Source organism: Pseudarthrobacter sp. Hb11, from assembly GCF_059383655.1.
The window spans coordinates 141,832-164,960 of the sequence record NZ_JBWZCM010000002.1 but is presented as its reverse complement, the minus strand read 5'-3'; the positions used below and the strand labels follow the sequence as shown (position 1 = coordinate 164,960).

Below are 23,129 nucleotides of genomic sequence, written 5' to 3'. Positions count from 1 at the left end.
TAGGCTAGAGCAGCAGACAATGCGCACCATTGCGCTGCCCGCATTCAAACCAGGAGATTTTGTGACCGCTGACCTCGTCATTGTAGGGTCCGGCTTTTTTGGCCTGACGATCGCAGAACAGGCCGCTACTGAGCTCGGCTTGAAGGTTGTCGTTATCGACCGCCGCCACCACATCGGCGGCAATGCCTACAGCGAAAAAGAAGAGCAAACGGGTATAGAGGTGCACCGCTATGGTGCCCACCTGTTCCACACATCCAACGAGCGTGTGTGGGAGTACGTCAACCGGTTCACCACCTTCACGAACTATGTCCACAAGGTTTACGGCGTGCACAAGGGCGAGGTCTACTCCCTGCCGATCAACCTGGCCACGATCAACCAGTTCTTCCGCGCCAACCTGACCCCTGGCCAGGCGAGGGACCTCATCCAGGAGCAGGCCGGCGAGCTTGCCGGTACTGATCCGCAGAACCTCAATGACAAGGGCATCCAGCTGATCGGCCGGCCCCTGTATGAGGCGTTCATCAAGCACTACACCGGCAAACAGTGGCAGACGGACCCGAAAGACCTGCCGGCAGGCATCATCTCGCGGCTGCCTGTCCGCTACAACTACGACAACCGTTACTTCAACGACAAGTACGAGGGCCTGCCCACAAACGGTTACACAGCGTGGATTGAAAAGATGGCCGAGCACCCGAACATCGAGGTCCGGCTGAACACCGACTTTTTTGACGAGTCGCACGAGTACAGCAAAAACAAAGTTGTCGGCAACATCCCGGTGATCTACACGGGCCCGGTCGACCGGTACTTTGACTACGCTGAAGGCGATTTGTCCTGGCGCACCATTGACTTCGAGGAAGAGGTCCTTGAGGTCGGGGACTTCCAGGGAACGTCGGTAGTGAACTACAACGACGATGACGTGGCGTACACCCGTGTCATCGAACCCCGCCACTTCCACCCCGAGCGTGAGTACCAGACAGAAAAGACGGTCATCATGCGCGAGTTCTCGCGCTTCGCCGAGAAGGACGACGAGCCGTACTACCCCATTAACACCTCTGCAGACCGCGACCGGTTGCTCAAATACCGTGACCGGGCAGCGGCGGAGAAGGAGGTCCTGTTCGGCGGCCGGCTGGGAACGTACAAATACCTCGACATGCACATGGCCATCGGGTCCGCGCTGAGCATGTTCGACAACAGGATACGGCCGCACTTTGAGAGCGGCGTACAGCTGGAAAGCGGAGGCGTGGACGCATGACTACTACTGAAGAGGCGTCCTCATGGAGCGTTCTTCAGCGAGTGATCCTCCCTTCCGCCGACCAGACAGACACCATCCCGCTCTACGTGGATGCCGGTCCGGCGAGTGGTATCCGTCTGCGGGAGAATGATGAACTGGCGCGCTCGCCTAAGCTGCCCGAAGACAAACTGCAGATGTTCAGCTCCGTCCTGAGCCAGGCGCACTTCGAGGACTTACTGTCACGGGCATCCATGCGGGTTCGAGCCGGCGAGCAAATTTCCTTCGGCACCTATTTCAATGCATTCCCCGCGAGTTATTGGCGGCGGTGGACTTCTGTGCGCAATATCCGGCTGGTTGTCAGGACAAGCGGCGCGGGTACGGTTACTGTCTACAAGTCAAATGCGCGAGGATCCGTGCAGCGCGTCGATGGGCGCCACGTTGAAGCGGATACCACCTCGGTCTTCGAGCTATCGCTCAAACCATTTGGTGACGGCGGCTGGTACTGGTTTGACCTCGCTGCCACCACCGACGGACTGGTGTTGGAAAGCGGACAGTGGAAGACGGCGGAGGCCGCCCGTGAAAACGGGCAGGTGACCCTGGAAATCACGACGATGAACAAGCCCGAGTTCTGCCTCAACAACGCCCGGATCCTTGCGGAGAACCTGGACGTCCTCACCAACGTCAAGGAAATCCTCATTGTGGATCAGGGCACGGAGAAGGTGGAGGACCAGGAGGGTTTCGCTGAAGTAAAAGCGTCCCTCGGGGGCAAGCTGCGGGTGATCAACCAGGCAAATCTGGGCGGTTCCGGCGGCTTTGCCCGCGGCATGTACGAGGCCGTGGAGAACGGCAGCGACTACGTGCTGCTGCTTGACGACGATATTGTTGTGGAGCCCGAAAGCATTGTCCGGCTTCTTACGTTCGCCGACCGTTGCCGCAGGCCCACAATCGTCGGCGGACACATGTTTGACCTGTACAGCCGCAGCGTCCTGCACACTTTCGGTGAGGTTGTCGATCCTTACCGGATTGTGCCGGCCCAGCCACACGCCGACATGGAGCTCCGCCACGACTTCAGCGTCGCCAACCTCCGCCAGACTGCCTGGCTGCACCGCAGGGTGGATGTCGACTACAACGGCTGGTGGATGTGCCTCATTCCAACAAAGGTGATCGAAGAAATCGGGCTCTCCCTCCCGCTGTTCATCAAGTGGGACGACGCCGAGTACGGTCTGCGTGCCCGGGAGGCCAACTTCGCGACAGTATCGCTGCCGGGCGCAGCGGTTTGGCACGTCTCCTGGGCTGACAAAGACGACATGGTCGGATGGCAGTCATACTTCCACGGACGCAACAGGCTGATCACTACCCTCATCCACAGCCCCTACCCGAAAGGTGGGCGGGTATTGAGGGAATCCGTCCAGGCTGACGTCAAGCACCTTGTATCAATGCAGTACTTCACCGAGCACGGCCGGATCGAAGCACTCAAGGATATTTTCAAGGGGCCCGATGACCTCCACGGGGTCCTGGCCACCCGTCTTCCTGAGATCAATGCACTGAAGTCTGAATACCCGGACGCCCAGTTGAAGGACGACGTCGACGACTTCCCGGCGCCGAAGCTGGGCCGCGGCCCCATGGGGGGCGCTCCGATTGGTATGCCGCGCAAAAAGGACCTTGTTTCCTGGGGTATCAAGACCGTGTCGCGGCAGCTGGTGCAGACCCCCGGGCCGGAGAGCTCCGAACGTCCGCAGGGCTTCCTGGCACACCGTGACAACCGATGGTTCCGGCTGGCCCACTACGACAGCGTCATTGTGTCCAACGCCGAGGGCACCGGGGCCTCCTGGTACCGCCGTGATCCCAAAAAGCTTAAGTCGATGCTGGCCGAGGCCACCCGTTTGCACCTTCGGCTCTACCGCGAGTGGGACAAGCTGGCTGAGCAGTACCGCCGTGCAGTTCCGGAGATCACTTCGATGGCGGCCTGGAAGAAGACGTTCGACGCCGACTCCCAGGAAGGCCGCTAAATGGGGAGCCAGATTGATGAGCTGGTTAAGCCCGGGACAGGCCGGGGTCTCCTCGACATCTACGGTGACCGCTTCCTTCTGAAGCTGCTGGTACGCAAGGAAATCAAGATCCGCTACCGCGGATCCGTGCTCGGGCTGATGTGGTCCTATGTGAAACCGCTGATGCAGTTTCTCATTTACTTCATCGCGTTGGGCGTCTTCCTGAACCTTGAGCAAGGGACACCGAACTACGCCATTTACCTCTTTTCGGGCATTGTACTGGTCAACTTCTTCACGGAGTCTTTGTCCAATGCCACCCGTTCCATCGTGGATAACCGGGACCTCATCCGGAAAATCTACCTCCCGCGGGAGTTGTTTCCGGCGGCGACCGTGTGGGTCTCGGCCGCTCACTTCCTGCCGCAACTGTTGGTGCTGGTCGCGGCGTGCCTGGTTATGGGCTGGACGCCGTCCATCCTGCAACTGGCCGCGGCCGTCCTGATCTTCTTCATGATGGCAGTGCTGGCTACCGGCCTGGGCCTGATGTTTGGCGCCGTCAACGTCTATTTCCGCGACTCCGAGAACATCGTGGACATGATCGTTATGGTTGTCACCTGGGCCTCGCCTGTTCTTTACGTCTGGACCATGGTGGAGCGCGTCATGGGGCCCTGGTACTGGGTCTACCAGCTGAACCCGATCACCACCGCAGTCGAGGTCTTCCATTGGACTTTCTGGGAACCGACGCTGAAGGCGGACCAAGTGGTCAGTGACACCATGCCCCCCGACCTTCTGGGCTTCTGGCTCCCGATGTCGCTGCTCATCTCTCTCGCCATCCTGTTCCTTGGTCAGTTGATGTTCCGCCGCCTTTCCGTACACTTCGCCCAGGAGCTCTGACATGACCTCGCATGGCCACGTAGCCATTAGCTGCACCGGACTCCGGAAGCAGTTCGTCCTGCGGCACACCCGCTCCCTCAAGGAAGCTCTCGTGTGGTTGGTCAAGGGCCGCAAGGGCGATCTCTCCAAGAGGTTCCTTGCACTCAAGGACGTCTCGCTCGAAGTAAAACAGGGAGAGACCGTGGCTCTCATGGGACTTAACGGTTCCGGCAAATCGACTTTGTTGAAGCTGATCTCAGGCGTGCTGCAGCCGGACGGCGGAACAGTGCGGACGCGCGGCCGGGTAGCAGGACTGATCGAGGTCGGGGCCGGTTTCCACCATGACCTCAGCGGACGGGACAACGTTTATCTGAACGGCGCCATCCTGGGTATGTCCGAGAAGCACATCGATGAAATGTTCGACTCCATCGTGGAGTTCTCGGAGATCGGTGAGTTCATTGACACCGAAGTAAAGTTCTATTCGTCGGGCATGTACCTCCGGTTGGCGTTCTCCATCGCGGTACATACGGACCCCGAGGTCTTCCTTATTGACGAAATCCTCGCCGTCGGCGACGAACCCTTCCAGCGCAAGTGCATTGCGAAAATCAAGGAACTGTCGGACAAAGGCAAGACGCTTTTTGTTGTAAGCCATGACCTGGACCTCGTTTCCACAGTATGTGAGCGCGGTGTCCTGTTGGAACACGGTGAAGTGTTGATGGACGGACCCGTCCGGGACGTGGTGGCGCAGCTCAGGCGACGGTCAGCAGCCTGAGTCCTGTCACATGCATGCCGCTGTGGACGGTAGGGCTGGAAGCATCGGGGTACCCTTGAACGTGTGCCGCTGCAGGTCGGCGCCTCATCAACGGGTGCTTTACGAAGAGATTTGATGGATGAGGAGCAGGAGTGACGGAGCAGCCCACTCTCGTGCGATCTGAGCTGCGGCGCTCCGGGTCCACTGGCGTGCGCAAGGATATTCAGGCGTTGAGGGCTATCGCTGTCGGCCTTGTGGTTATCAACCATCTGTGGCCGGAATTGCTCCGGGGCGGCTACGTCGGCGTCGACGTTTTCTTCGTCATCTCGGGTTACTTGATCACCAAGCATCTCCTTGCACAACTCGACGAAACCGGCAGACTCCGTCTTGGTAGGTTCTACGCCCGCCGTGCAAAACGGCTGCTGCCCGCAGCACTGCTTGTTGGCGGAGTTTCCTTGGCCGCAGTCTGGATCATGCTTCCCTTCTCACGTTGGACGAGCGTGGCGCAGGAAACGCTTGCGTCAGTTTTTTACATTGAGAACTGGGTGCTCGCCGCCAAGTCCGTAGACTATTCGGCCCACAATGAGCAGGCGTCGACGGTTCAGCACTACTGGTCCTTGTCGGTGGAAGAACAGTTCTACCTCATCTGGCCCCTGTTGTTGCTCGGTTTCTTTGTGCTCGCCCGACGGAAATCCGCTGGCAACAGAGTTGTGCTGCTTTTGGGCATGGGCGTTGTGTTCGCGGCGTCGCTGGCGTTTAGCATCTATTTCACAGAGACCAGCAAGAGCCAGGCGTACTTCGTCACACCCACGCGTGCATACGAGTTTGCAGCCGGGGCGCTCATTGCATTGGCCGCCTTTGAGCGCGTCCCCCAGTCCGGGGCTCCATATTGGAACATCAGGGGCTGCCTGCAGTGGCTTGGCTACGGTTTGATTCTCGTCGCCGCGCTTGCGTTCACTCAACAGACAGAGTTTCCGGGCTACTTAGCCCTAATTCCGGTATTCGGAACGGTTCTAGTCATCGTCTCAGGACCCCGTGGGCCCTTGTGGTCACCCAACGTTCCGTTGAACGCCCGCCCGGTCCAGTATTTGGGTGACATTTCATACTCTTTGTATCTGTGGCACTGGCCGCTCATCGTGCTGGGCCCGAGTCTGCTCAGCCGTGAATTATCCACAACGGATCGGTTCGGCCTGCTCGCAACCGCACTCCTGTTGTCGGGACTGACCAAGAAATTTGTCGAGGACCCGGGCCGCAGCAAACTGTTTGCACAATCCAAACCGCGAGTAACGCTGCTGTCAACGGTGGCCGCGATGTCGGTTATGGCTTTGCTGTGTGGTGCACTCCTTGCGGGCGCGGGAGCAGCTCAAAGCGCCGAAGCCCAGCGCATTAGTGACCTCCAGAATGGGCCGTGCTATGGAGGGCGCAGTATGAATCCGGAAAACTCCTGTCCGAATGCCTTCAGCGATCCACTCGTCAACAACGTTGGCCCGGCGGAAGCGCCCTGGTTCTCTGAACCCGAGTGCAAGCTGGCATCCAATCCGATTACCGTACAGGACAAGAAATACCTGAACGAGTGTGACTTCTCCGACGGGAAACAGGGGGCGGCCGACGTCTGGCTCGTGGGAGATTCACATGCGGAGCAGTGGAAGGTGGGCATCATCGAGCTGGCCCGAAAAAACGGTTGGCGGCTACATGAAAGTCTTCTCGGCGGCTGCCCGGTCATTGACGCCACGCGGGTGGCCTTTATGGATGTCCGCACCCGTAGCACTGCGGTTCAGCAGCGCTGCCTCGAGTGGAGCCGGCTGGTCTCCGACCGCATTCTGACTAAGAAACCGGACATGGTGTTTGTTTCATCGTTCGGGTCCAAGGAGACTGTCGATGATGGGAGCGGTGGCTCGCAGGTTGAGCAATACGCCTCCGGAGTCCGGTCCAGGATCGGTGCCTGGGCAGAGAACGGCACGCGCATCTTCCTTTTGCGGGACACTCCGCTGACGCTCAAAAAGACCACATCCGAATGTCTGGCACGCAACCGCGGGAACGCACCGGCATGCGCTAATGACCGCAGCGTGGCGCTGCCGCCGGATCCTATGGCGGAAGGCGTCAGAAAACTTGGCTCTGCCAACGCGCATGTGCTGGACTTGTCCGACCAGTTCTGCGATTCACGTAGTTGTTACGCCGCCATTGGCGGCCTGCACGTTTACTTTGACGCCGATCACGTGTCAAGGAGCTATATAAGATCTTTGCAGCCCGTCCTTGAGTCACGCTTCCGCGAGGCTTCCGGATGATTTCGCTGCAACTGTATACGCGGACTTGTCCGTTTGCCGTTTCCGGGATGAGTACATCCAACGAGTTGCTGAGGATTGAATAGATGGCCATGAAGGACAGCGCAGTACAGGTGTTTAATCGGCGCGGTTTCCTTGCGTTCATGGGTGCACTGCCCTTGGGGGGGGGTTTTTTTTTCTCGGAGGGAGGGGACCCCCCTATTTCTTCCCCCCCCCCCCCCCCCCCCCCCCCCCCCCCCCCCCCCCCCCCCCCCCCCCCCCCCCCCCCCCCCCCCCCGCTGGTGACTCCCAATGCCGATGCCTTCCCGGTAACCGTCGAGCACGAATTTGGATCTACGATCCTTGATGCCCCGCCGCAACATGTGGTGGTCCTGGGCGCCGCCGAAGCAGATATTTGCACGGCGCTGGGACTTCGTCCGGCCGGTATGTCCAAGACCGGTCAGACGCCCTGGTTCACGGTGGCGCTAAAGGCAATCGACGGGCCCACCCCGTACTTCTTTAATGACCGGCACGGGATACCGGTTGAGGAAATTAAGACGCTTAGGCCGGATGCGATTTTGGGTCTCGGCTCAAGCTTGTCGAGAGACATGTATATCGAGCTGTCAGAATTTGCGCCTGTAGTAATTCCGGCGAAGAACGAAGCAGTACGTGATTGGCGGTCCAATGTCAGGCTCATCGGCCGCATCCTGGGACGTGACGACGCAGCGAGGGCACTGATCGAAGCAACGGAGGATGCAATCATGTCCGCAGGTCAGGACTACCCTGGACTCCCGGGGTCCACTGTTCTGTACCTCAGCGCCTCTTCCGTTCCCGGTGCAGATATTCGCATCTTCTCCGATTCCTCCCTGCCCGTGAAACTCCTGAAGGAATTCGGGCTGGCCAGCGAGTCCGTTTTGGAGTTTGCTGAGGCCCAAGGGCGGCCCGCGGACACCTCGAACGCCCCGGCATCCTACTGGCTGCCAAGCGAGCGGGGGTCTGAACTTTCCGCTGATGTCCTGATTGTTTCAATCGGAGCCGATGATATGGCTGCCTTCAAGGCGAAGGGGGCGGTGCCTTCCTTGCCAGCCTTCGGGAAGGGGCAGGTCTACTTCGTGTCAGGGAATGAGGCTTTGTCCATTGAACTGGGCTCCCCGCTTGGCATCGCCTGGGCCGGAAGAAACATCGTTCCTGAAATTGCCAAGGCGGCCTATCTGTCCAAGACCAGGTAGGGGATAGCGTACGACGGCGGCTCCGCAGCCCGCGCCCTGCAGGGGCCGCCGTCGTTGACCGTTAGCCGCAGGCGGTTACCCGGAACAGCCTGGCCTTGCCGACGGCGCTGACCAGTTCCACGCCGGGGGCGGAATCATCGGCAAGGTCCCGAACGCCGAGTAGGGGTTCAGCGCGGGGGGTGATTTCGGTATCGCCCAAGTCCAGGGCCCAGTAGGCCTTCAGGTCACGGATGGCCGGGCAGACGCGGGGGTTGTATGCAGCCTCGCTCCAGTGGTCCAGAAGCAGCTGTTCCTGTTCTGTCCTGATGCCGAAAATGTGCGGCGCAACGGTTCGCCGTCCGCTGAACGCATAGACGAGCGCCGCGCCCGTTCGGGGGTTGCCAACGATGACATCGGTGGCTGGGACCAGCCCGGCAACCTCGTTGAACAGGGCTACTTCGTCCGTGCTCACAAGGCCGGACGCGTCAGTAGTCGAGAAAACGGTTTGAAGACGGTTCTGCACTGCTTTCAAAGATCCACCTTGGACGCCCAGGCCGAGGGCCAGGAGAACCGCGCACCCCGCGGCCACTCCGGTGCTGCCCGGGAATTTGGCAAGGAGTCGGGAGGCGGCTTTCGGCAATGGTCCCGGGATGCTGACCGTCTTACCCATGAGTGCACCCACGAGCCAGCGCACACGCCACACGATCCATTCGGCACCCAGAACAACTACCGGCAAAGTGACCATCGGCAGAAGGGCCGCAAGACGGTAGCTGTCGGTGTACCAGACGCCAGTGAGGAAGTCGCGGAAATCGCCATTCGACCAGCTGGAAACCACGAGGAATAAGACGCCTCCGACTGCGTACATGCCTGCTATCCACCACAAACGCTGGAAATGCCGTGCAATGACGTAAAGGCCGATGATTGTGAGGATCAGGAGGAGCCAGGCCGTGGTGGTACCCATGGGCGCGCTGCCAAGGATTTCCCCGAGGGCCCTCGCGTTGGTTTGAAAGGAGGTCCAACCGGCTGAACTGAGACTGGGGCGAACGACTGTCCATACAGCTGCAGTCATCACAGCATAAGCCCCGGTCAACGCCAGCCATTTCCGGGCACTGGATTTTGTTGACGCGCCGTTCCCTGCGGCAATGACTGCCTTCACTAAGGCTGCCAGGACCACGGGACTGGCAATACCGAGGAGCGCCACGAAAGCGCTGGGGTGGGACAGTGCAAGGCCAGGCAAAGTGGCCAGCAAGGCCAGCCCGGGGGGCAGCCACGATCTTCCCGGGGAACGCGACATGCCGAGGGCTTCAATGGCGAGGCCCAGCACCGCCGGAAGCAGGGCGAGCGCCGCATGGTTCGGATACAGAACGCCGTAGGCGACCATGAGGTAGGGGAACGCGCTGAAACCGGCAGACAGCACGCCGGCCGCGAGCAGCGGCATTGGCCGGTAGCCGACCACCCTGCTGATGAGAAAGATGCATGCCAGCGGCCAGACGACAGCGCCGGTGATGATGGTACCGACATTCACAGCGACCATGACCGAAGGGGCGCCAAGCATAAGTACCAGAGCCATGGAGTCATGCATGGCTGCCGGGTAGAGCCCGCGGGATGCCTCGGTGAGGTTCCCCAACATCAGCGTCGAACCATTTTGGGTCTCTGCAATGTGGCGGACGGCATTGAGATGGTAAATGTTATCGAAGGTCTCGGAGAAGCTCTCCGGGGAACCAAAGCCGGCGACGTACCGCGCACCGATGATCACTGCTGGAAACAGGACGGCCACCGGGATGGCCAGCCGCGACACCCAAATACCAGTATCCACGGCGGATAAGCGGCCGTTTGACCCGAGGCCCCAGTGTGTAGCGGTCAGCCCGGCCCGTTCCCGGCGCAGCCGGAGCAGGTGCCTGACGGCCAGCACCAGCCCGGCGAGCAAGCCCGTGATGGCGAAATACGTGACGGGGTTAAACGGGAGCCGCAGGTAAGGCAGTACGACAGCTACAGAGCCGGCCACCGACGCCGAGACCGGTGCCGCCAGCGCGGCAAGATTGAGCCGCCGCACTCCAGCTGCGGCAAGGATCAGCAGGCCCGGCAGGAAGTAGACCAGTAATGTTGCGGCGAACGTAGGGAGGGTTTCCCACCAAGTCATCGATCAAGCTCCTCATAAGTCACACCCAACCTTACAAGGATGGGCAACTTGCTTGGAATTCGCGGGCATTGAGGGGGAGATACGCCGTGGTGTCGTGTCCGCACGTCGTTTCCTGCCGTCAAGGGGACGCGCTCTCACCGCTATACTTGCAAATCATGGGTAACTCACAGCGATCTGGCGTGCTCATTGTCATGCCAGCGTGGAACGAAGCAGAAGCGATCGGAAACACCATCCGCCACGTGTTATCTACAGTTCCTCAGCATGACGTTCTGGTCGTCGACGACGGCTCCAAGGACGACACGCCCCGGATCGCCCAGGAAGCCGGGGCCACGGTGCTTCGTTTGCCGTTTAACCTTGGCGTCGGCGGGGCCATGCGGGCAGGGTTCAAATACGCTCTCCGCAACAGGTACCGGGCCGTTATACAGGTGGATGCTGACGGGCAACACGATCCGCACGATATCGATCGCGTCCTGGCAGGCCTCGAACATGCGGATATCTCAATCGGTGCAAGGTTCGCGGGCAAAGGCAATTATGGTGCCAAGGGTCCTCGCCGTTGGGCTATGTTTTTTCTCGCCAAGGTCATTTCCGGCATTGCCGGGACGAGCCTCACCGACGTGACGTCAGGGTTTCGCGCCGCGAACGAGACTGCGATTCGGCAATATATTTCGCACTTTCCGGCTGAATACCTGGGCGACACCATCGACTCCCTTGTTGTGGCGATCAAGTCCGGCTGCACGGTAACGCAGGTGCCTGTGGAGATGAAAGCACGTCAGGCGGGCACCCCCAGCCAGGGTCCGGTCAAGGCCTCAATCTACTTAGCCAGGTCCGGGCTTGTTCTGTGTTTCGCGCTGGCGCGCCGCAGGACACCCCGGGTAACCGAATTACATGCGCCGCTGTCCGGCGACATCGCCGGAGAGGGAAGTGCCTAAGGAATGAACGTTGCAGGTTCCTTGATTCTCGCCATCATTATGGTGGCGGTTGTCCTTGTTATGCTACGCAATGGCCGTCTTCGTGAGAAGTACGCCGTTCTGTGGCTTGTCATCGGTGGTCTCACGATCATTTTGGGCCTCTTTCCTCGACTGCTGAACTGGGCAGCGTCGATGGTTGGCGTGGTAGTCCCCGCCAATTTGCTCTTCTCCCTTTCGATCCTGCTGCTGGTGGGAGTCAGTCTTCATGTTTCCCGTGAACTGACCATCCTGGAAGACGAAACCAGAATTCTCGCTGAAGAAGTGGCTATCCTTCGCGGCGGATTCGAGCAACTGCAGGAACAGATCAGCCTTACCCAGCCGACAGCAGACGACGGTCCCTCGGGACCCGGAACACCGCCCACCGAGAGAAGATGATAGTGACTATTGACGTAATGTTCCCGTACTACGGCGACGTGGCCATGATGAAAGCCGCGGTCGATTCGGTACTCGCACAGGACGACAGGAACTTCCGCTTCACGATCGTGGATGACGGGTATCCTGATGACAGCTTGCCGGACTACTTCGCCGCCCTCGTGGCAGGCGACGATCGCGTACGCTACTTCCGTAACGAACAAAACCTTGGTGCCAACGGCAACTACAAGAAGTGCGTGGGTCTGGTCGAGCACGAAATTGTGGTCATCATGGGTGCAGATGATCTTATGCTCCCGAACTACATCGGCACCGTACGCAAGGCATTCCAGGAGCCCTCCGTCAGCATTGTGCAGCCGGGGGTGGAAGTTATTGACGAGAACGGTGCCGTTTATGCTCCCCTCGGCGACAAGGTCAAGCAGTACCTTCGGCAGCGACTCGTGGGCCAGTCCTCAGAGGCAATCGTCTCAGGGGAGGCTATTGCTGAGAGCCTCATGATCGGGGACTGGCTGTACTTCCCGTCCGTCGCCTGGCGCGCCGAGGCGGTCAAAAAACATGACTTCCGGCCCCAGTACGACGTCGTCCAGGACCTGGCATTGGCCATCGACATCATTCTTAGTGGGGGGAAGATGGCTGTGCTGGACACCGTTTGCTTCCAGTACCGCCGGCACCGCGGGTCTGACTCGTCCGTCCGCGCGCTGGATGGCCGGCGGTTTGCCGAGGAACGGGCCTTCTTCGATGAGTGTGTACGCGACTTCAGCGCCAAGGGCTGGGACGGTGCCGCTCGTTCGGCACGCTGGCACCTGACATCGCGACTGAACGCCGCATCGCTTACTCCGCAGGTGGTTTCGAAGAGAATGTGGCCGGGCCTGCGCAAATTGGTGGCCCACGCCGTCCGGCCCTGAGGGCCAAAGTGGCCTGACAGCGGGTGTCTGCAGACAGTTGAGCGAGACATGCAGGCGGCCCGTCAGACACCGAAGGTTTGCAATGCTGGTAGGCTTGCAAGGCGTTATGCCGGGAAAAAACTTGGTGTTCCGGACTAAAAGTAAGAATTCAAACTTGATTTCAAGGTGGTTAAAGGCATGTCCCTACTGACTGGTTCTTCGGTGTTGATCACAGGCGGTACAGGTTCGCTTGGCAAGGCGTTGATCAAGGAAATCCTGGAAAATCATGATGTTCGGAGGCTCGTGATTTTCAGCCGCGACGAGCTGAAGCAGCACGAAGTACGCGGAATGTACAACAACGATCCGCGGCTGCGCTGGTTCATCGGAGACGTGCGGGACCGCCAGCGTCTGGAGCGCGCGTTCCACAAGGTTGACTACGTCATTCACGCCGCAGCCCTCAAGCAGGTCGACACCGCGGAATATAACCCGTTCGAATACGTCCAGACTAACGTCGAGGGGTCCATGAACGTCGTGGACGCAGCCATTGATGCAGGCGTGAAGAAGGTAGTGGCTCTCTCGACCGACAAGGCGTCCAGTCCAGTAAACCTGTATGGAGCAACCAAGCTCTGCGCTGACAGGCTCTTCATCTCCGGCAATCACTACGCCGCGTCGTACGAAACTCGCTTTTGCGTGGTGCGTTACGGCAACGTAATGGGTTCACGGGGGTCCATTGTGCCGATTTGGAAAAAGATGGCGGCCGAGGGTAAATCCCTGCCCGTGACGGATGACCGCATGACTCGCTTCTGGATCACCTTGGAGCAGGCTGTGAAGTTCGTGCTGGACTCTTTCGAAATCATGCAGGGTGGGGAGTTGTACGTGCCGAAGATTCCGTCCGTGCGAATCACCGATTTGGCCAAGGCTGTGGACGACAATTCAACGACTCACGAAATCGGCATTCGTCCCGGCGAGAAGCTCCACGAAGAGATGATAGCGGCTGATGACTCGCGCCGCACCGTGTCGGTGGGTGACCGGTATGTGGTCATGCCGCACCTCGGTGGATGGGGTTACGAAACTCCCGCAGGTGCAGTCCCCGTCAAGGACGGCTGGAGCTACCAGTCCGATGGCAACGAAAAGTTCCTGGACATCCATGAGCTGCGTGCAATGTTTGAAGCCGAAGGGCTCTAAGAGCGTGCTTCCCTATGGTCGTCAGTCCATCGACGAATCGGATATCCAAGCAGTGGCTGAGGCGCTACGCAGTGACTGGTTGACCATCGGTCCGAGAGTTGGGGAATTCGAAGCCGCTATTTCAGCAGTCGCTGGCGGGTCCAATGCTGTCACGGTGACCTCGGGAACCGCAGCTCTTCACGTGGCCTATGTTGCGGCTGGCGTGGCGCCCGGCGATGAGGTCGTCACGACGCCCCTTACGTTCGTGGCGACGGCCGCTACGGCCGCCATAGCGGGTGCCAAAGTTGTGTTTGCCGACATTGACTCGTCAACTGGAAATCTTGACTTGAATGCTGCACGTGCGGCGGTAACATCTAAGACCCGTGCTATTACGGCTGTCGACTACGCTGGATTGCCGGTAGACGCGGCAGCCTTCAACGCGTTGGCTCATGAAACAGGTGCACTGTTTATCGAGGACGCTGCGCACTCAGTGGGGTCATCCCTGCATGGCGTTCCTGTGGGTCGTGTTGCCGACCTGACGACGTTCTCGTTTTTTCCGACAAAGAACATGACCACGGCGGAGGGCGGCGCAGTGGTCACACCAATCGATGCACTTGCCATGAAGGCTCGCCTGTTCAAGGGACAAGGGCTCGTGCGCGACCCGGCGTCATTAAGGTTCTCCGACGAGGGTCCGTGGCATCAGGAAGTTCATGAATTTGGTTTAAATTATCGACTTCCCGACGTTTTATGTGCACTCGGCATTAACCAGATTGCTCGTTTGCAGTCTTTCCGCGAACGCCGCCAAAGGATTCACGAGTTGTACAATGCAGCATTTGTCGGCAACTCCAACCTAACCCTTCCAGGTACTGTGAACGGCGCAGAGCCTGCCTGGCATCTTTACCCTTTGCGTGTCGAAGCAGACCGTCGACGTGCGATATTCGAGGATCTGCGTGCTCGTGGGATAGGTGTACAGGTGAACTACATTCCGGCTTATTGGCACCCGGTCTTTGAAGACCTAGGTTATAAGCGCGGCATGTGTCCTTCTGCCGAGCAATACTACCGCCAACAGATTTCTTTGCCGCTTTATCCTGGACTTTCGGATGCTGACGTCGAGCGTGTCATCGACAATGTTCTGGCTGTCGTGGGGTCATGACAGAATCAAACGCGCCCCGAGTGGTCGCGATAATCCAGGCGCGGGTTGGTTCATCCAGGTTGCCCGGTAAGGTATTGCGTGATCTTGCCGGGACCCCCGTTCTCGAATGGGTCGTGAGGGCCGCGAAAGCTGCGAACGGTATCGATCAAGTTGTGGTCGCAACGTCGGCGGCGGCGGGTGATGACGCCATCGCTCATTTTGGGGCGGAGTACGGTATCGAGGTTATCCGGGGCAGTGAAGATGATGTGCTGAGCAGGTTCATTCTCGCGTCTGATTTGACTAAGGCGGATGCCATTGTTCGGTTGACAGCGGACTGCCCATTGCTCGACCCCGTCGTGATCTCCCAGGTTGTTGCGCTTTGGCGGAGCGACACCCGCCTCGACTACGTTTCCACGACGCAGGTGCGCTCCCTGCCCAGAGGATTGGACGTGGAGTTGGCTACCGTGGCTGCGCTCGCTAAGGCGAACCAGCGGGCAGAAGCGCATCACCGTTCACACGTCACGAGTGCGCTGTATGAGGAAGGCGCCAATTTCGATTGCGGTGCACTCACATTCCGACCGTCTTCGGAACACTATAGGGTCACGCTTGACACACCTGAGGACGCTGCCCTTTTGGATGCATTGGTGGCCCTTCTGCCATCTCGTCCGCCGAGCTGGCGTGATGTTGTCCACATCCTCAACCAACATCCTGATATCGTTGCCCTCAATGCTCATATCGAGCAGAAGGCGCTGAACGAGGGCTGAATTGCGAGTATTGCTGAGATGCGACTCCACGAAATCGCAAGGGCTAGGTCACGTTATCCGGACCGTGGCGTTGGCTGAGGCTGCTCTTGCTGCGGGGCACGATGTCGAGTTCTGCGGGGAGGTCGAAAGTTCCGTCGGAGCGATTCTCATCGAGGAATTCTCTTCTGGTGTCCACCCGCGACCCGCGGGTCTGGCTGAACTGGCACAGCTAGCGAATCTCATACGAGCGGACATTGTACATATAGACACCTACTCTGATCAGGGCGACTTAAACGGAGAATTGCGCAAAGCGGGTGTTCTCCTGTCGTCTGTAGAGGACGGCAGTTTCGGACGCCGATCGGCGGATCTTGTCATTGACCCTTCACCGGGCGCTGAAAAGCGATACCGGCCGTCTGACGGCTCGCACCGATTGTTCAGGGGGGCCAGGGCCGTGCCGATCCGTCGATCTATTCGAAATCTCCGGCGGCCGGAGCTTGTCGAGGTCCCACCCTCATCGGTAAAAGACGTCCTGATCGTAATGGGTGGAACCGACGCCAGAGACATGACGTCGTTCTTCGTAGAGCTCTGGGCGCAAACCGGCGTTGAGTCGCGGTGTCTCGTGGTCGATTCTCAGGGCCGTTCGGGGTTCTCCGTGGACCTCGCCAGCGGACAGACTTTGGACGTTGTCCAACCGTCGATGCACGTTCCGCAGCTGTTCCCTTCGATGGATCTAGTTGTCAGTGGTGCCGGCACCACTACGTGGGAGCTTGCCACCCTCGGTGTTCCCATGGCTTTGGTACAGCTGGTCGATAACCAGGCCGAAAACTATTCTTTTGCAACCGGGAACAACATGGCCTTCGGACTAGGGAACGCCAGTAGCGGCGCATTGGACGAAGCCGTGGCCTTGAACGGTCTGCGCAGTCTTCTCAGAGATGATGCCCGGAGGATCCAGCTGGGAACACGGGCTCGGAAAGTTGTGGACGGCGCTGGGGCTGATCGCGTCGTGGGATATTGGGAAGAGATGATTAGAAATCGACGCGGTATCTCCATTAGGCCCGCCGAAATCGGTGATGCATCCCAGCTTTTCGACTGGCGAAACGAACCTTCCGTCCGTGAGGTTTCGAGGGAAAAAGGTGAGCTGCTTTGGGACGATCACGTTGCATGGGTTGCTCGCGCGATCCAAAATCCGGCCGTATGCTTGCTGATTGCGCAATACGATGGGGCAGCCGCGGGAACTGTTCGATTCCATCTTTTAGACAACGCAAATTGGGAAGTGTCCATCACCGTGGCTCCGAACATGCGCGGCCGTGGTTTGGCCTCAAAGATTCTTGCCGCGGCGGAAAGTCAGTTTCGGATCCTCCATCCCGTCGCCGTTCTACACGCAGCGATGCTGACCTCAAATGTAGCTTCCTACAAGCTATTCCGCAGCGCGGGCTATGAAGAACGTGCAGCTCTTTCTGGGGGGGAGAGCTGGTACCGTCTCGTGAAGGAAAGCCAAGACCTTCCGGCGTAACCTTCACATGTTCGGGCCCTGCTACCGGGCGTGGAGCATAAAAGAGGACCTCTAACCTAACGCAAGGGACGTCCTTGATCGGGCCTGAGGTCCTCTTTCTTGTTCTGTGCGTTAGACGACGTCCCAGGTCAGTGGCGTCCCGCCGTCGCAGTCCTGCCGGAACGGACGCCCGAGGATCGTCTCGTACAGTGCAGGTTCAAGCCCTCCGGATGGTCGTATTGAGCGTACGTTTTCAGCCGTTGCAATTTCGCCCTGCTTCACTGGTTTGACGACGTACAAAGACCTCCTGAGCCTGCGGCTTTCGGACTCTCCAGCAGTCTGCCGGATGACAGGAGAGCCTAAGGCCTCCCACGCCGTTTGGGTTTCCTGAACCAACGCAGCGAGCTCACGCGGCTCGAGGGAAAAGTCCGAGTCAACGCCCCCATCAGCCCTGCTCAAAGTCACATGCTTCTCAATCACCGTCGCACCAAGGGCAACAGCTGCGATTGAGGCACCGATACCCATCGTGTGGTCGGAGAGACCCACCTGGACACCGAATGCATCCTGGAGTACCGGAATGGTACGAAGATTCGATTCGGAGGCTGCTGCGGGGTATGAGGACGTGCACGCCAAGACAATGATCTGGTCGTTACCTTCCTCTCGGATGGTTCGGACCGCCGAATCAATGTCGCTCATTGAGGCCGCTCCATTTGAGAGAATAATCGGCTTCCCCGTGCGGGCCACGAGCCTGAGAAGAGGCAGGTCTCCGATTTCGAGCGAGGCGATTTTGTAGAGTGGAGCGTCCAAAGATTCCAGCAACTCCACCGCTGTTGCGTCGAACGGGCTGGAGAACGGAATCAGTCCGTGGGACCGCGCACGCTCAAAGATGGGAGCATGCCATTCCCATGGCGTGTGAGCCTCTCTGTAGAGCTGGTACAGGTTCTTGCCACCCCAGAGCGGGTGATCAGCACTGATTGAGAATTCGGGTTTGTTTGAGTTGATGGTGATCGTGTCAGCTGTGTAACTTTGCAGCTTGACTGCCTGAGCGCCGGAGGCCGCAACCATGTCGACGATCTCGAGAGCGCGCTGCAAGTCACCATTGTGATTACCTGACACCTCGGCGATGATGAAAGGCCGTTCCGAATTGCCGATCCTGCGGCCGGACACTTCGTAGGATGAATGCATTACTTCCCTATCTCCTTGTTACGAACTATTGACGCGCTATCGCATTTTGGCTTCTATCATGATGCATCCCCTGCCTTCGCAGGACCAAACAACAGGCAATGCTAGCGACGGCGACAGCGCCGACACTAACCGCACCGAAAATCAACGTGGTTGGGAGCAGGACGTTGAAGACGACGCCAGCTAACGACAGCAAAGTTGAAAGAGCAAATGTCCGTAGCGCGATGGAACCCGGCAGTAATTTTTCCGCGAGCACATAGTACACAAGACCAAGTCCGCCAAATGCAGCCACCTTGACCACTCCAAGTTGCCAGTAGTGACCGTTCTGCGCCGGGACCATTGCAGCCGCCGCAGCAGCCACAAGCACCAAGGGCGTGACCCACGTGAAGGCTCCGGTCTTTTGCCGCGCAAACATGACGGACATCGCGACAAGGTATAAGGAATAGCCGCAGGCAACAGCAGGCAGGACTTTGGCAAGTTGCATCACCTCGTGATCGTCACCCTTGAGGACTAGCATACCTAGGGTTGCGGCGGCCGACCCGGCTATGGCAATCGCGGCGGCAGCTAAAGCCATTTGCTTGCTCACCGTTCTGACGACTTCTGTGAAGCGTTCATCATGGGAGGCCTCGAATATCCGGGTAGTCCAAACGTTGTTAAGTCCCGACAGGACGGCAAACGGGCCCAGGGCAAATGCCGCGGCGGCCACATATTCTCCAGCTGCCTCTGAACTCTGAAAGTGCTGAATCAGGAAAGAGTCGCCTTGCATCAGCAACATGATCGCGAGCCCGTGCGGCAGGACGGGGAGGCCCAGGCGGAACGCCGATTTGACAGCCGCACATGCCCTTCCAGGCCATATTGGAGTCGCCAGGGCAAACGCAACCACAGCTGTTAGAAACATTCCCACGGCGAAGGCAACGAAGTACGTCGTTGCGTTCGCCGAAATCAAGCTTATTGCTAGCAAGCCGAACAGGTGAGCTCCCAGGGAAGCGCCGCCACTTAGCAGCACAAAGGACAACGCCCTTTGCTGGCTTCTGAGCAACGCTTGCGAACTGACAACAACACTGAGTAACCCGGTCGCAACCGTTGCCCATGCGAAGGTCGCGGCGGCGTCCCGGTCCGTGCTGAGCAGGTAGTAGGCAGCGGCAACCACGAAGGAGAGTCCGAGGCTGAGAACAATGTTCGCGCCATGGATTGCCTTGGCATGGAGTCGGCCGTCAACGGGAGCGAAATATGCCCTCGTAACCGCCAATGGCAACCCTGCGGAGAGTATGACTTGCCCAACCTGAAGCAAGACAGTAGCCAACCCGACCTGGCCCCATTCTCTGGCATCAAGGATACGGATGGAAAAGGGCTGGATCAGCAGGGCACCCATGCCTTGAAGTGCTGCTCCCAACAAGTAGTACAGTGATTGCCTGGCGTGGGAGGCAGGGCCTACCTGGGACTCAGCCAAGGATGTCCAGCGTAGGAGCGAGCAGTGACGTGGATGCGACGCGCGGCAACCGGTCCGGGAGGTGCTCTAGAGGGTCCTTTAGAAAGTGCAAAGGAGAGAGCTTGACCTCGTTGACCACAGGTCCAACCTCCCGCTTCTTCCAGCCGAGAACGGACTTGGCCTTGGCAATAGGTGCTCCTATCCAATAGTCCGCGAAGGGACGGAATGCGGGGCAATCCCATCCTAGAGTACGCCGGAGGTCTACGGGGGATTGCAAATAGGAATGGCCGAGTTCGGCGTTGGCGATTTTCAGCAGGTCCGGAACCGAGGTGATTTCTTCGTAGAACTCCGGCCAAAGTCTCTGGAGGTATTCTTCAGATGAAGTTTCCTCGATGCCCGCTATCTGGAAGTGGGGACCATAAATGCTTACGGGTGTCTCCACAGCCGCGGCATAGACCAGGGCTGTAGCAAGCCGGTTGGAGATAACCTTTCTCGAGCTCATGAGCAACCACATCACCCGGGACAAGAAGGCTGGGTCCCGCCGTTCGCCGGCCGTGGTGATCTTGTGGCCGGCCTTGGTCCAGGCATTGACAATTTCGGGTTTTTGTAGATCGTCAATGTGCATGCACACTAGCGCCGAGCCTTCCCGGTCGAAGACTTCACGCGCGTAGGCTTCTTGGTCCCCCTCAACGGAGACAAGCCGCGTTCCATGGAATGGGAAGACAACCGCCTCGATGGGCCGTTCGATCGCTACGCCGGTTCTTTTGACCATTTCTGCGAGGTACAGTGCCGGGGATCCGATCGCGGTGCTGCGAAAGCCCGTCTCACGCGCCGACTCTTCTTCGGTCCACCCTCGTGAATCGTGCGTCCATGTGAATAACTTGCCGGCTGGCGCCGAACCGGCCAGATCCGCGAAGTGGGTACGAATGGGAGTGACGGGGGTCCACCCATGCTGCAGGAGACCCGACATATGCCGCGGTCGGTGCAAGCCTGCGTAACCGGCGAGGACCGCGGAATGGCCATAAAAGTGATTCTGTATGTCCATTCCGGACCGTGTCTCCTTTGGAGAGTTGTTCGTGTTGTCGTCGGGGAACGCGTTTAAGGATACGGCACGCGCGTTAGTGCCGGCCGCCCTCGCGGACGGCTTTACTTAAGGGCGGACCGAGCGCTTTCGATGATGGCGCTCGTTACCTTTTTCGTCGGCCTTTCCTGTTGGAGGATGTGGGTGTGCTGGCCCGCCGGGCAGGTGCCGGGGAGACCGCTAATAGGGACAGGACGGTAGGGAACGTCGTTTGTAACGTGGATGCCGGGCTCCGACACCGCGGACAGGCCAGCACTGCAGGGGTGGTCTACGACTGGAGGTGCCGGGGTGGTTGAGAACTACGAATTAGTTGAAGTGTTCGTCGGCTTGGACGTGGGCAAGGGAGAGCATCACGCTGTTGCCTTGGACCGGGCCGGGAAAACTGCTGGACAGGGCCCTGCCCAACGACGAGGCAAGGATCCGGGAGGTCCCGGCCGAACTTAAACACCACTGCCGGATACTGGTAGTGATTGACCAGCCTGCGACCATCGGCGCGCTCCCGGTGGCGGTGGCCCAAGCCGCCGGGGCCCTTGTGGGGTGTCCGCCCGGTCTGGCGATGCGCCGGATCGCGGACCTGCACCCGGGCGAAGCGAAAACTGATGCCCGGGACGCGTTCATCATCGCCGACGCTGCCCGCACCTTGCCGCACACCCTGCGGTCGGTCCAGCTCGCCGATACCCAGCTCGCCGAACTGAGCATGCTCTGCTGGTTCGATGACGACCTAGCCAAACAGGCAACCGCCACGTCGAACCGGATCCGCGGGCTGCTGACCCAGATCCATCCGGGGCTCGAACGTGTCCTGGGACCCGGGCTGGACCATCCTGCGGTACCGGACCTGCTGCGGACCAGGCCCACCGCCGAAGCGCTGCGCCAAGCGGGTCGGCGGGGATCGGGAACCGTCTGAGCAAGCTTGCACCCCGGATGGGTGAACGTCTCGCCGAGGACATACTCGACGCCGGCCAAGCAAACCGTGACAGTCGTCGGCACCACTGCCGCCACCATCGTCTTACCCCAGCTGGCCGGCGTGCTCGCGGGAATCCACGACGCCCGCACCGCCGTCTACGCCCAAGTCGAAGCCCTCCTGGAGGCCCACCCTCTTCACCCGGTCCTGATGTCTCTGCCGGGGTCGGCATCAGGACCGCAGCGCGGATCCTCACCGAGGTTGCCGGCAAAGACTTTCCCATCGCCGGGCACCTGGCTTCCTCCGCCGGCCTGACCCCCGTGACCTGGCGCTCCGGCAGCTCAATTGCTCCGACCGCGCCTCCAGAAAAGGCAACAAAGTCCTCAAATGCCCCCTCTACCTCTCCGCCTTCGCCGCAGTGAAAGACCCACTCTCTCGCGCCTATTACGACCGCAAACGAGCCGAAGGAAAACGCCACAACCAGGCCCTCATCGCCCTCACACGCCACCGCTGTGACACCCTCTTCGCCATGCTCCGCGACGGAACCCACTACGAACCCCAAACCCCCGCAGCCGCTTGACAAAAAACATAGGGACACGTTCTGTGTCCAACGGTTGGGCGAACCCGAGCAAGCTTGTAGTGGGACTGCCTCGGCTTTTGTTAACTCGGGGTCTTAGGCCGCCGTGAGCGCGGTCCGGTTGATTGTTTCATATTCGATGTGCGTCAGTTTTCCCAGTCGTCTTTGGCGTCGCCGGCGGTGGTAGGTTCTTTCGATCCAGGTCGTGATGGCGAGGCGCAGGTCTTGTCTCGTGGGCCACCGTTGACGGTCAAGGACGTTTTTCTGCATCAGCGAGAAGAACGATTCCATTGCGGCGTTGTCCGCGCACGCGCCGACCCTCCCCATCGATCCTGTGAGGCCGGAGCGATTCGACGAAGCGGCGGGACCGAAACTGGGACCCACGGTCCGAGTGGACCACGGTTCTTCTTGGCCAGCGAGCCCGCACAGCGTTCTCCAGTGCTGCGACGGCAACACTAACCAGATGCGCTGGTCCCTGGACAGCCGCTGGACCCGGTTCTCAGCCGCCGTGATGCCTTTCTCCGGGAGCTCGTCGGCGATGAAACGGTACCCGAATGCCGGGTCCTCGGAATGGATGTCCAGGGCGGCGTTGACGAGGTGCGCATCGACCCAGTCCCGTTCCGTCACCGGCTGGCCTTCCACCGGTAGTAGCCTTGCGCGGCTGTTTCCCAACACCCTGCTGGTCACCGCCACGGGTACACCATCGGCGGCAAGATCCGTGACCAGCGGGTAAGTCTGTAATGGTCAGCGGCCGGCCCGAG

At 59.5% G+C, this 23,129-nt stretch carries 17 protein-coding genes and 2 pseudogenes; 14 read left to right on the top strand and 5 right to left on the bottom strand.

Going from position 1 to position 23,129, the window contains the following annotated elements; translation table 11 throughout:
* Positions 1–61: 61 nt before the first annotated feature.
* The 6 genes from glf (at position 62) to AC50X7_RS04510 (ending at position 8,327) form a co-directional block, all read left to right on the top strand.
* Positions 62–1,249, top strand: a complete 1,188-nt coding sequence (gene glf, locus AC50X7_RS04535; protein WP_494977945.1) for a UDP-galactopyranose mutase — start codon at positions 62–64, stop codon at positions 1,247–1,249.
* Positions 1,246–3,237 carry a glycosyltransferase gene (locus tag AC50X7_RS04530; protein WP_494977944.1) on the top strand — a complete coding sequence of 664 codons (1,992 nt, stop codon included), beginning with the start codon at positions 1,246–1,248 and terminating at the stop codon, positions 3,235–3,237. The genes glf and AC50X7_RS04530 overlap by 4 nt, the downstream gene beginning before the upstream one ends.
* Positions 3,238–4,107 (top strand): ABC transporter permease, encoded by an 870-nt coding sequence (locus tag AC50X7_RS04525; RefSeq protein ID WP_494977943.1) that lies wholly within the window; start codon positions 3,238–3,240, stop codon positions 4,105–4,107. It begins immediately after the preceding gene.
* A 1-nt stretch (position 4,108) separates the two neighbouring features.
* The gene (locus tag AC50X7_RS04520) at positions 4,109–4,858 is read left to right on the top strand and encodes an ABC transporter ATP-binding protein (protein WP_307094533.1); all 750 of its coding nucleotides are present in this window, start codon (positions 4,109–4,111) and stop codon (positions 4,856–4,858) included.
* A 131-nt stretch (positions 4,859–4,989) separates the two neighbouring features.
* Complete coding sequence (locus AC50X7_RS04515; RefSeq protein WP_494977942.1) at positions 4,990–7,122, top strand: acyltransferase family protein; 2,133 nt, start codon at positions 4,990–4,992, stop codon at positions 7,120–7,122.
* 278 nt (positions 7,123–7,400) lie between these two features.
* Positions 7,401–8,327, top strand: coding sequence for an ABC transporter substrate-binding protein (locus AC50X7_RS04510; RefSeq protein ID WP_494977941.1), 927 nt, complete (start codon positions 7,401–7,403; stop codon positions 8,325–8,327).
* Positions 8,328–8,388: 61 nt separating this feature from the next.
* Here the strand turns inward: AC50X7_RS04510 and AC50X7_RS04505 are convergent, their stop codons facing one another.
* Positions 8,389–10,446, bottom strand: coding sequence for a DUF6541 family protein (locus AC50X7_RS04505; RefSeq protein WP_494977940.1), 2,058 nt, complete (start codon positions 10,444–10,446; stop codon positions 8,389–8,391).
* A 155-nt stretch (positions 10,447–10,601) separates the two neighbouring features.
* On the opposite strand from AC50X7_RS04505, the gene AC50X7_RS04500 reads away from it, so the two are divergent.
* The 7 genes from AC50X7_RS04500 (at position 10,602) to AC50X7_RS04470 (ending at position 17,219) form a co-directional block, all read left to right on the top strand.
* Positions 10,602–11,375 (top strand): glycosyltransferase family 2 protein, encoded by a 774-nt coding sequence (locus AC50X7_RS04500; RefSeq protein ID WP_307094537.1) that lies wholly within the window; start codon positions 10,602–10,604, stop codon positions 11,373–11,375.
* Between the two features lie 3 nt (positions 11,376–11,378).
* Positions 11,379–11,789, top strand: a complete 411-nt coding sequence (locus AC50X7_RS04495) for a DUF2304 domain-containing protein (RefSeq protein WP_307094538.1) — start codon at positions 11,379–11,381, stop codon at positions 11,787–11,789.
* Between the two features lie 2 nt (positions 11,790–11,791).
* Positions 11,792–12,688 (top strand): glycosyltransferase family 2 protein, encoded by an 897-nt coding sequence (locus AC50X7_RS04490; protein WP_494977939.1) that lies wholly within the window; start codon positions 11,792–11,794, stop codon positions 12,686–12,688.
* A gap of 177 nt (positions 12,689–12,865) precedes the next feature.
* A complete protein-coding gene (pseB, locus tag AC50X7_RS04485) occupies positions 12,866–13,852 on the top strand; it encodes a UDP-N-acetylglucosamine 4,6-dehydratase (inverting) (protein ID WP_494977938.1) in 987 nt (328 codons plus the stop codon).
* Positions 13,815–14,984: a DegT/DnrJ/EryC1/StrS family aminotransferase gene (locus tag AC50X7_RS04480; RefSeq protein ID WP_494977937.1), complete on the top strand. Its 1,170-nt coding sequence runs from the start codon at positions 13,815–13,817 to the stop codon at positions 14,982–14,984. Before pseB ends, AC50X7_RS04480 begins: the two co-directional genes overlap by 38 nt.
* Positions 14,981–15,727 carry a cytidylyltransferase domain-containing protein gene (locus tag AC50X7_RS04475; RefSeq protein WP_494977936.1) on the top strand — a complete coding sequence of 249 codons (747 nt, stop codon included), beginning with the start codon at positions 14,981–14,983 and terminating at the stop codon, positions 15,725–15,727. Before AC50X7_RS04480 ends, AC50X7_RS04475 begins: the two co-directional genes overlap by 4 nt.
* A 517-nt stretch (positions 15,728–16,244) precedes the next feature.
* Entirely contained in the window at positions 16,245–17,219 is a 975-nt protein-coding gene (locus AC50X7_RS04470; protein WP_494977935.1) for a GNAT family N-acetyltransferase, read from the top strand.
* Between the two features lie 111 nt (positions 17,220–17,330).
* On the opposite strand, the gene pseI is transcribed toward AC50X7_RS04470, so the two are convergent.
* The 3 genes from pseI to AC50X7_RS04455 are packed head-to-tail and all read right to left on the bottom strand — an operon-like array spanning position 17,331 to position 20,581.
* Positions 17,331–18,383, bottom strand: coding sequence for a pseudaminic acid synthase (pseI, locus tag AC50X7_RS04465; RefSeq protein WP_494977934.1), 1,053 nt, complete (start codon positions 18,381–18,383; stop codon positions 17,331–17,333).
* A 25-nt stretch (positions 18,384–18,408) separates the two neighbouring features.
* A complete protein-coding gene (locus AC50X7_RS04460; RefSeq protein WP_494977933.1) occupies positions 18,409–19,830 on the bottom strand; it encodes a lipopolysaccharide biosynthesis protein in 1,422 nt (473 codons plus the stop codon).
* Positions 19,823–20,581, bottom strand: a complete 759-nt coding sequence (locus AC50X7_RS04455; RefSeq protein ID WP_494977932.1) for a hypothetical protein — start codon at positions 20,579–20,581, stop codon at positions 19,823–19,825. Before AC50X7_RS04455 ends, AC50X7_RS04460 begins: the two co-directional genes overlap by 8 nt.
* A gap of 531 nt (positions 20,582–21,112) precedes the next feature.
* Between AC50X7_RS04455 and AC50X7_RS04450 the strand changes: the two are divergent.
* Positions 21,113–22,371, top strand: a pseudogene (locus tag AC50X7_RS04450) (IS110 family RNA-guided transposase).
* Between the two features lie 93 nt (positions 22,372–22,464).
* On the opposite strand, the pseudogene AC50X7_RS04445 reads toward AC50X7_RS04450, so the two are convergent.
* Positions 22,465–23,112 (bottom strand): annotated as a pseudogene (locus tag AC50X7_RS04445) (integrase core domain-containing protein); the annotation flags it as partial.
* Positions 23,113–23,129: the final 17 nt, after the last annotated feature.

Bases quoted from the DNA above. Each gene is read 5' to 3' on its own strand.
- AC50X7_RS04530 (WP_494977944.1), top strand. From the start codon at position 1,246: ATGACTACTACTGAAGAGGCGTCCTCATGGAGCGTTCTTCAGCGAGTG.
- AC50X7_RS04455 (WP_494977932.1), bottom strand. From the start codon at position 20,581: ATGGTCAAAAGAACCGGCGTAGCGATCGAACGGCCCATCGAGGCGGTT.
- AC50X7_RS04470 (WP_494977935.1), top strand. From the start codon at position 16,245: ATGGGTGGAACCGACGCCAGAGACATGACGTCGTTCTTCGTAGAGCTC.
- AC50X7_RS04505 (WP_494977940.1), bottom strand. From the start codon at position 10,446: ATGACTTGGTGGGAAACCCTCCCTACGTTCGCCGCAACATTACTGGTC.
- AC50X7_RS04520 (WP_307094533.1), top strand. From the start codon at position 4,109: ATGACCTCGCATGGCCACGTAGCCATTAGCTGCACCGGACTCCGGAAG.
- AC50X7_RS04525 (WP_494977943.1), top strand. From the start codon at position 3,238: ATGGGGAGCCAGATTGATGAGCTGGTTAAGCCCGGGACAGGCCGGGGT.
- AC50X7_RS04480 (WP_494977937.1), top strand. From the start codon at position 13,815: ATGAGCTGCGTGCAATGTTTGAAGCCGAAGGGCTCTAAGAGCGTGCTT.
- pseB (WP_494977938.1), top strand. From the start codon at position 12,866: ATGTCCCTACTGACTGGTTCTTCGGTGTTGATCACAGGCGGTACAGGT.
- AC50X7_RS04475 (WP_494977936.1), top strand. From the start codon at position 14,981: ATGACAGAATCAAACGCGCCCCGAGTGGTCGCGATAATCCAGGCGCGG.
- pseI (WP_494977934.1), bottom strand. From the start codon at position 18,383: ATGCATTCATCCTACGAAGTGTCCGGCCGCAGGATCGGCAATTCGGAA.
- AC50X7_RS04495 (WP_307094538.1), top strand. From the start codon at position 11,379: ATGAACGTTGCAGGTTCCTTGATTCTCGCCATCATTATGGTGGCGGTT.
- AC50X7_RS04500 (WP_307094537.1), top strand. From the start codon at position 10,602: ATGGGTAACTCACAGCGATCTGGCGTGCTCATTGTCATGCCAGCGTGG.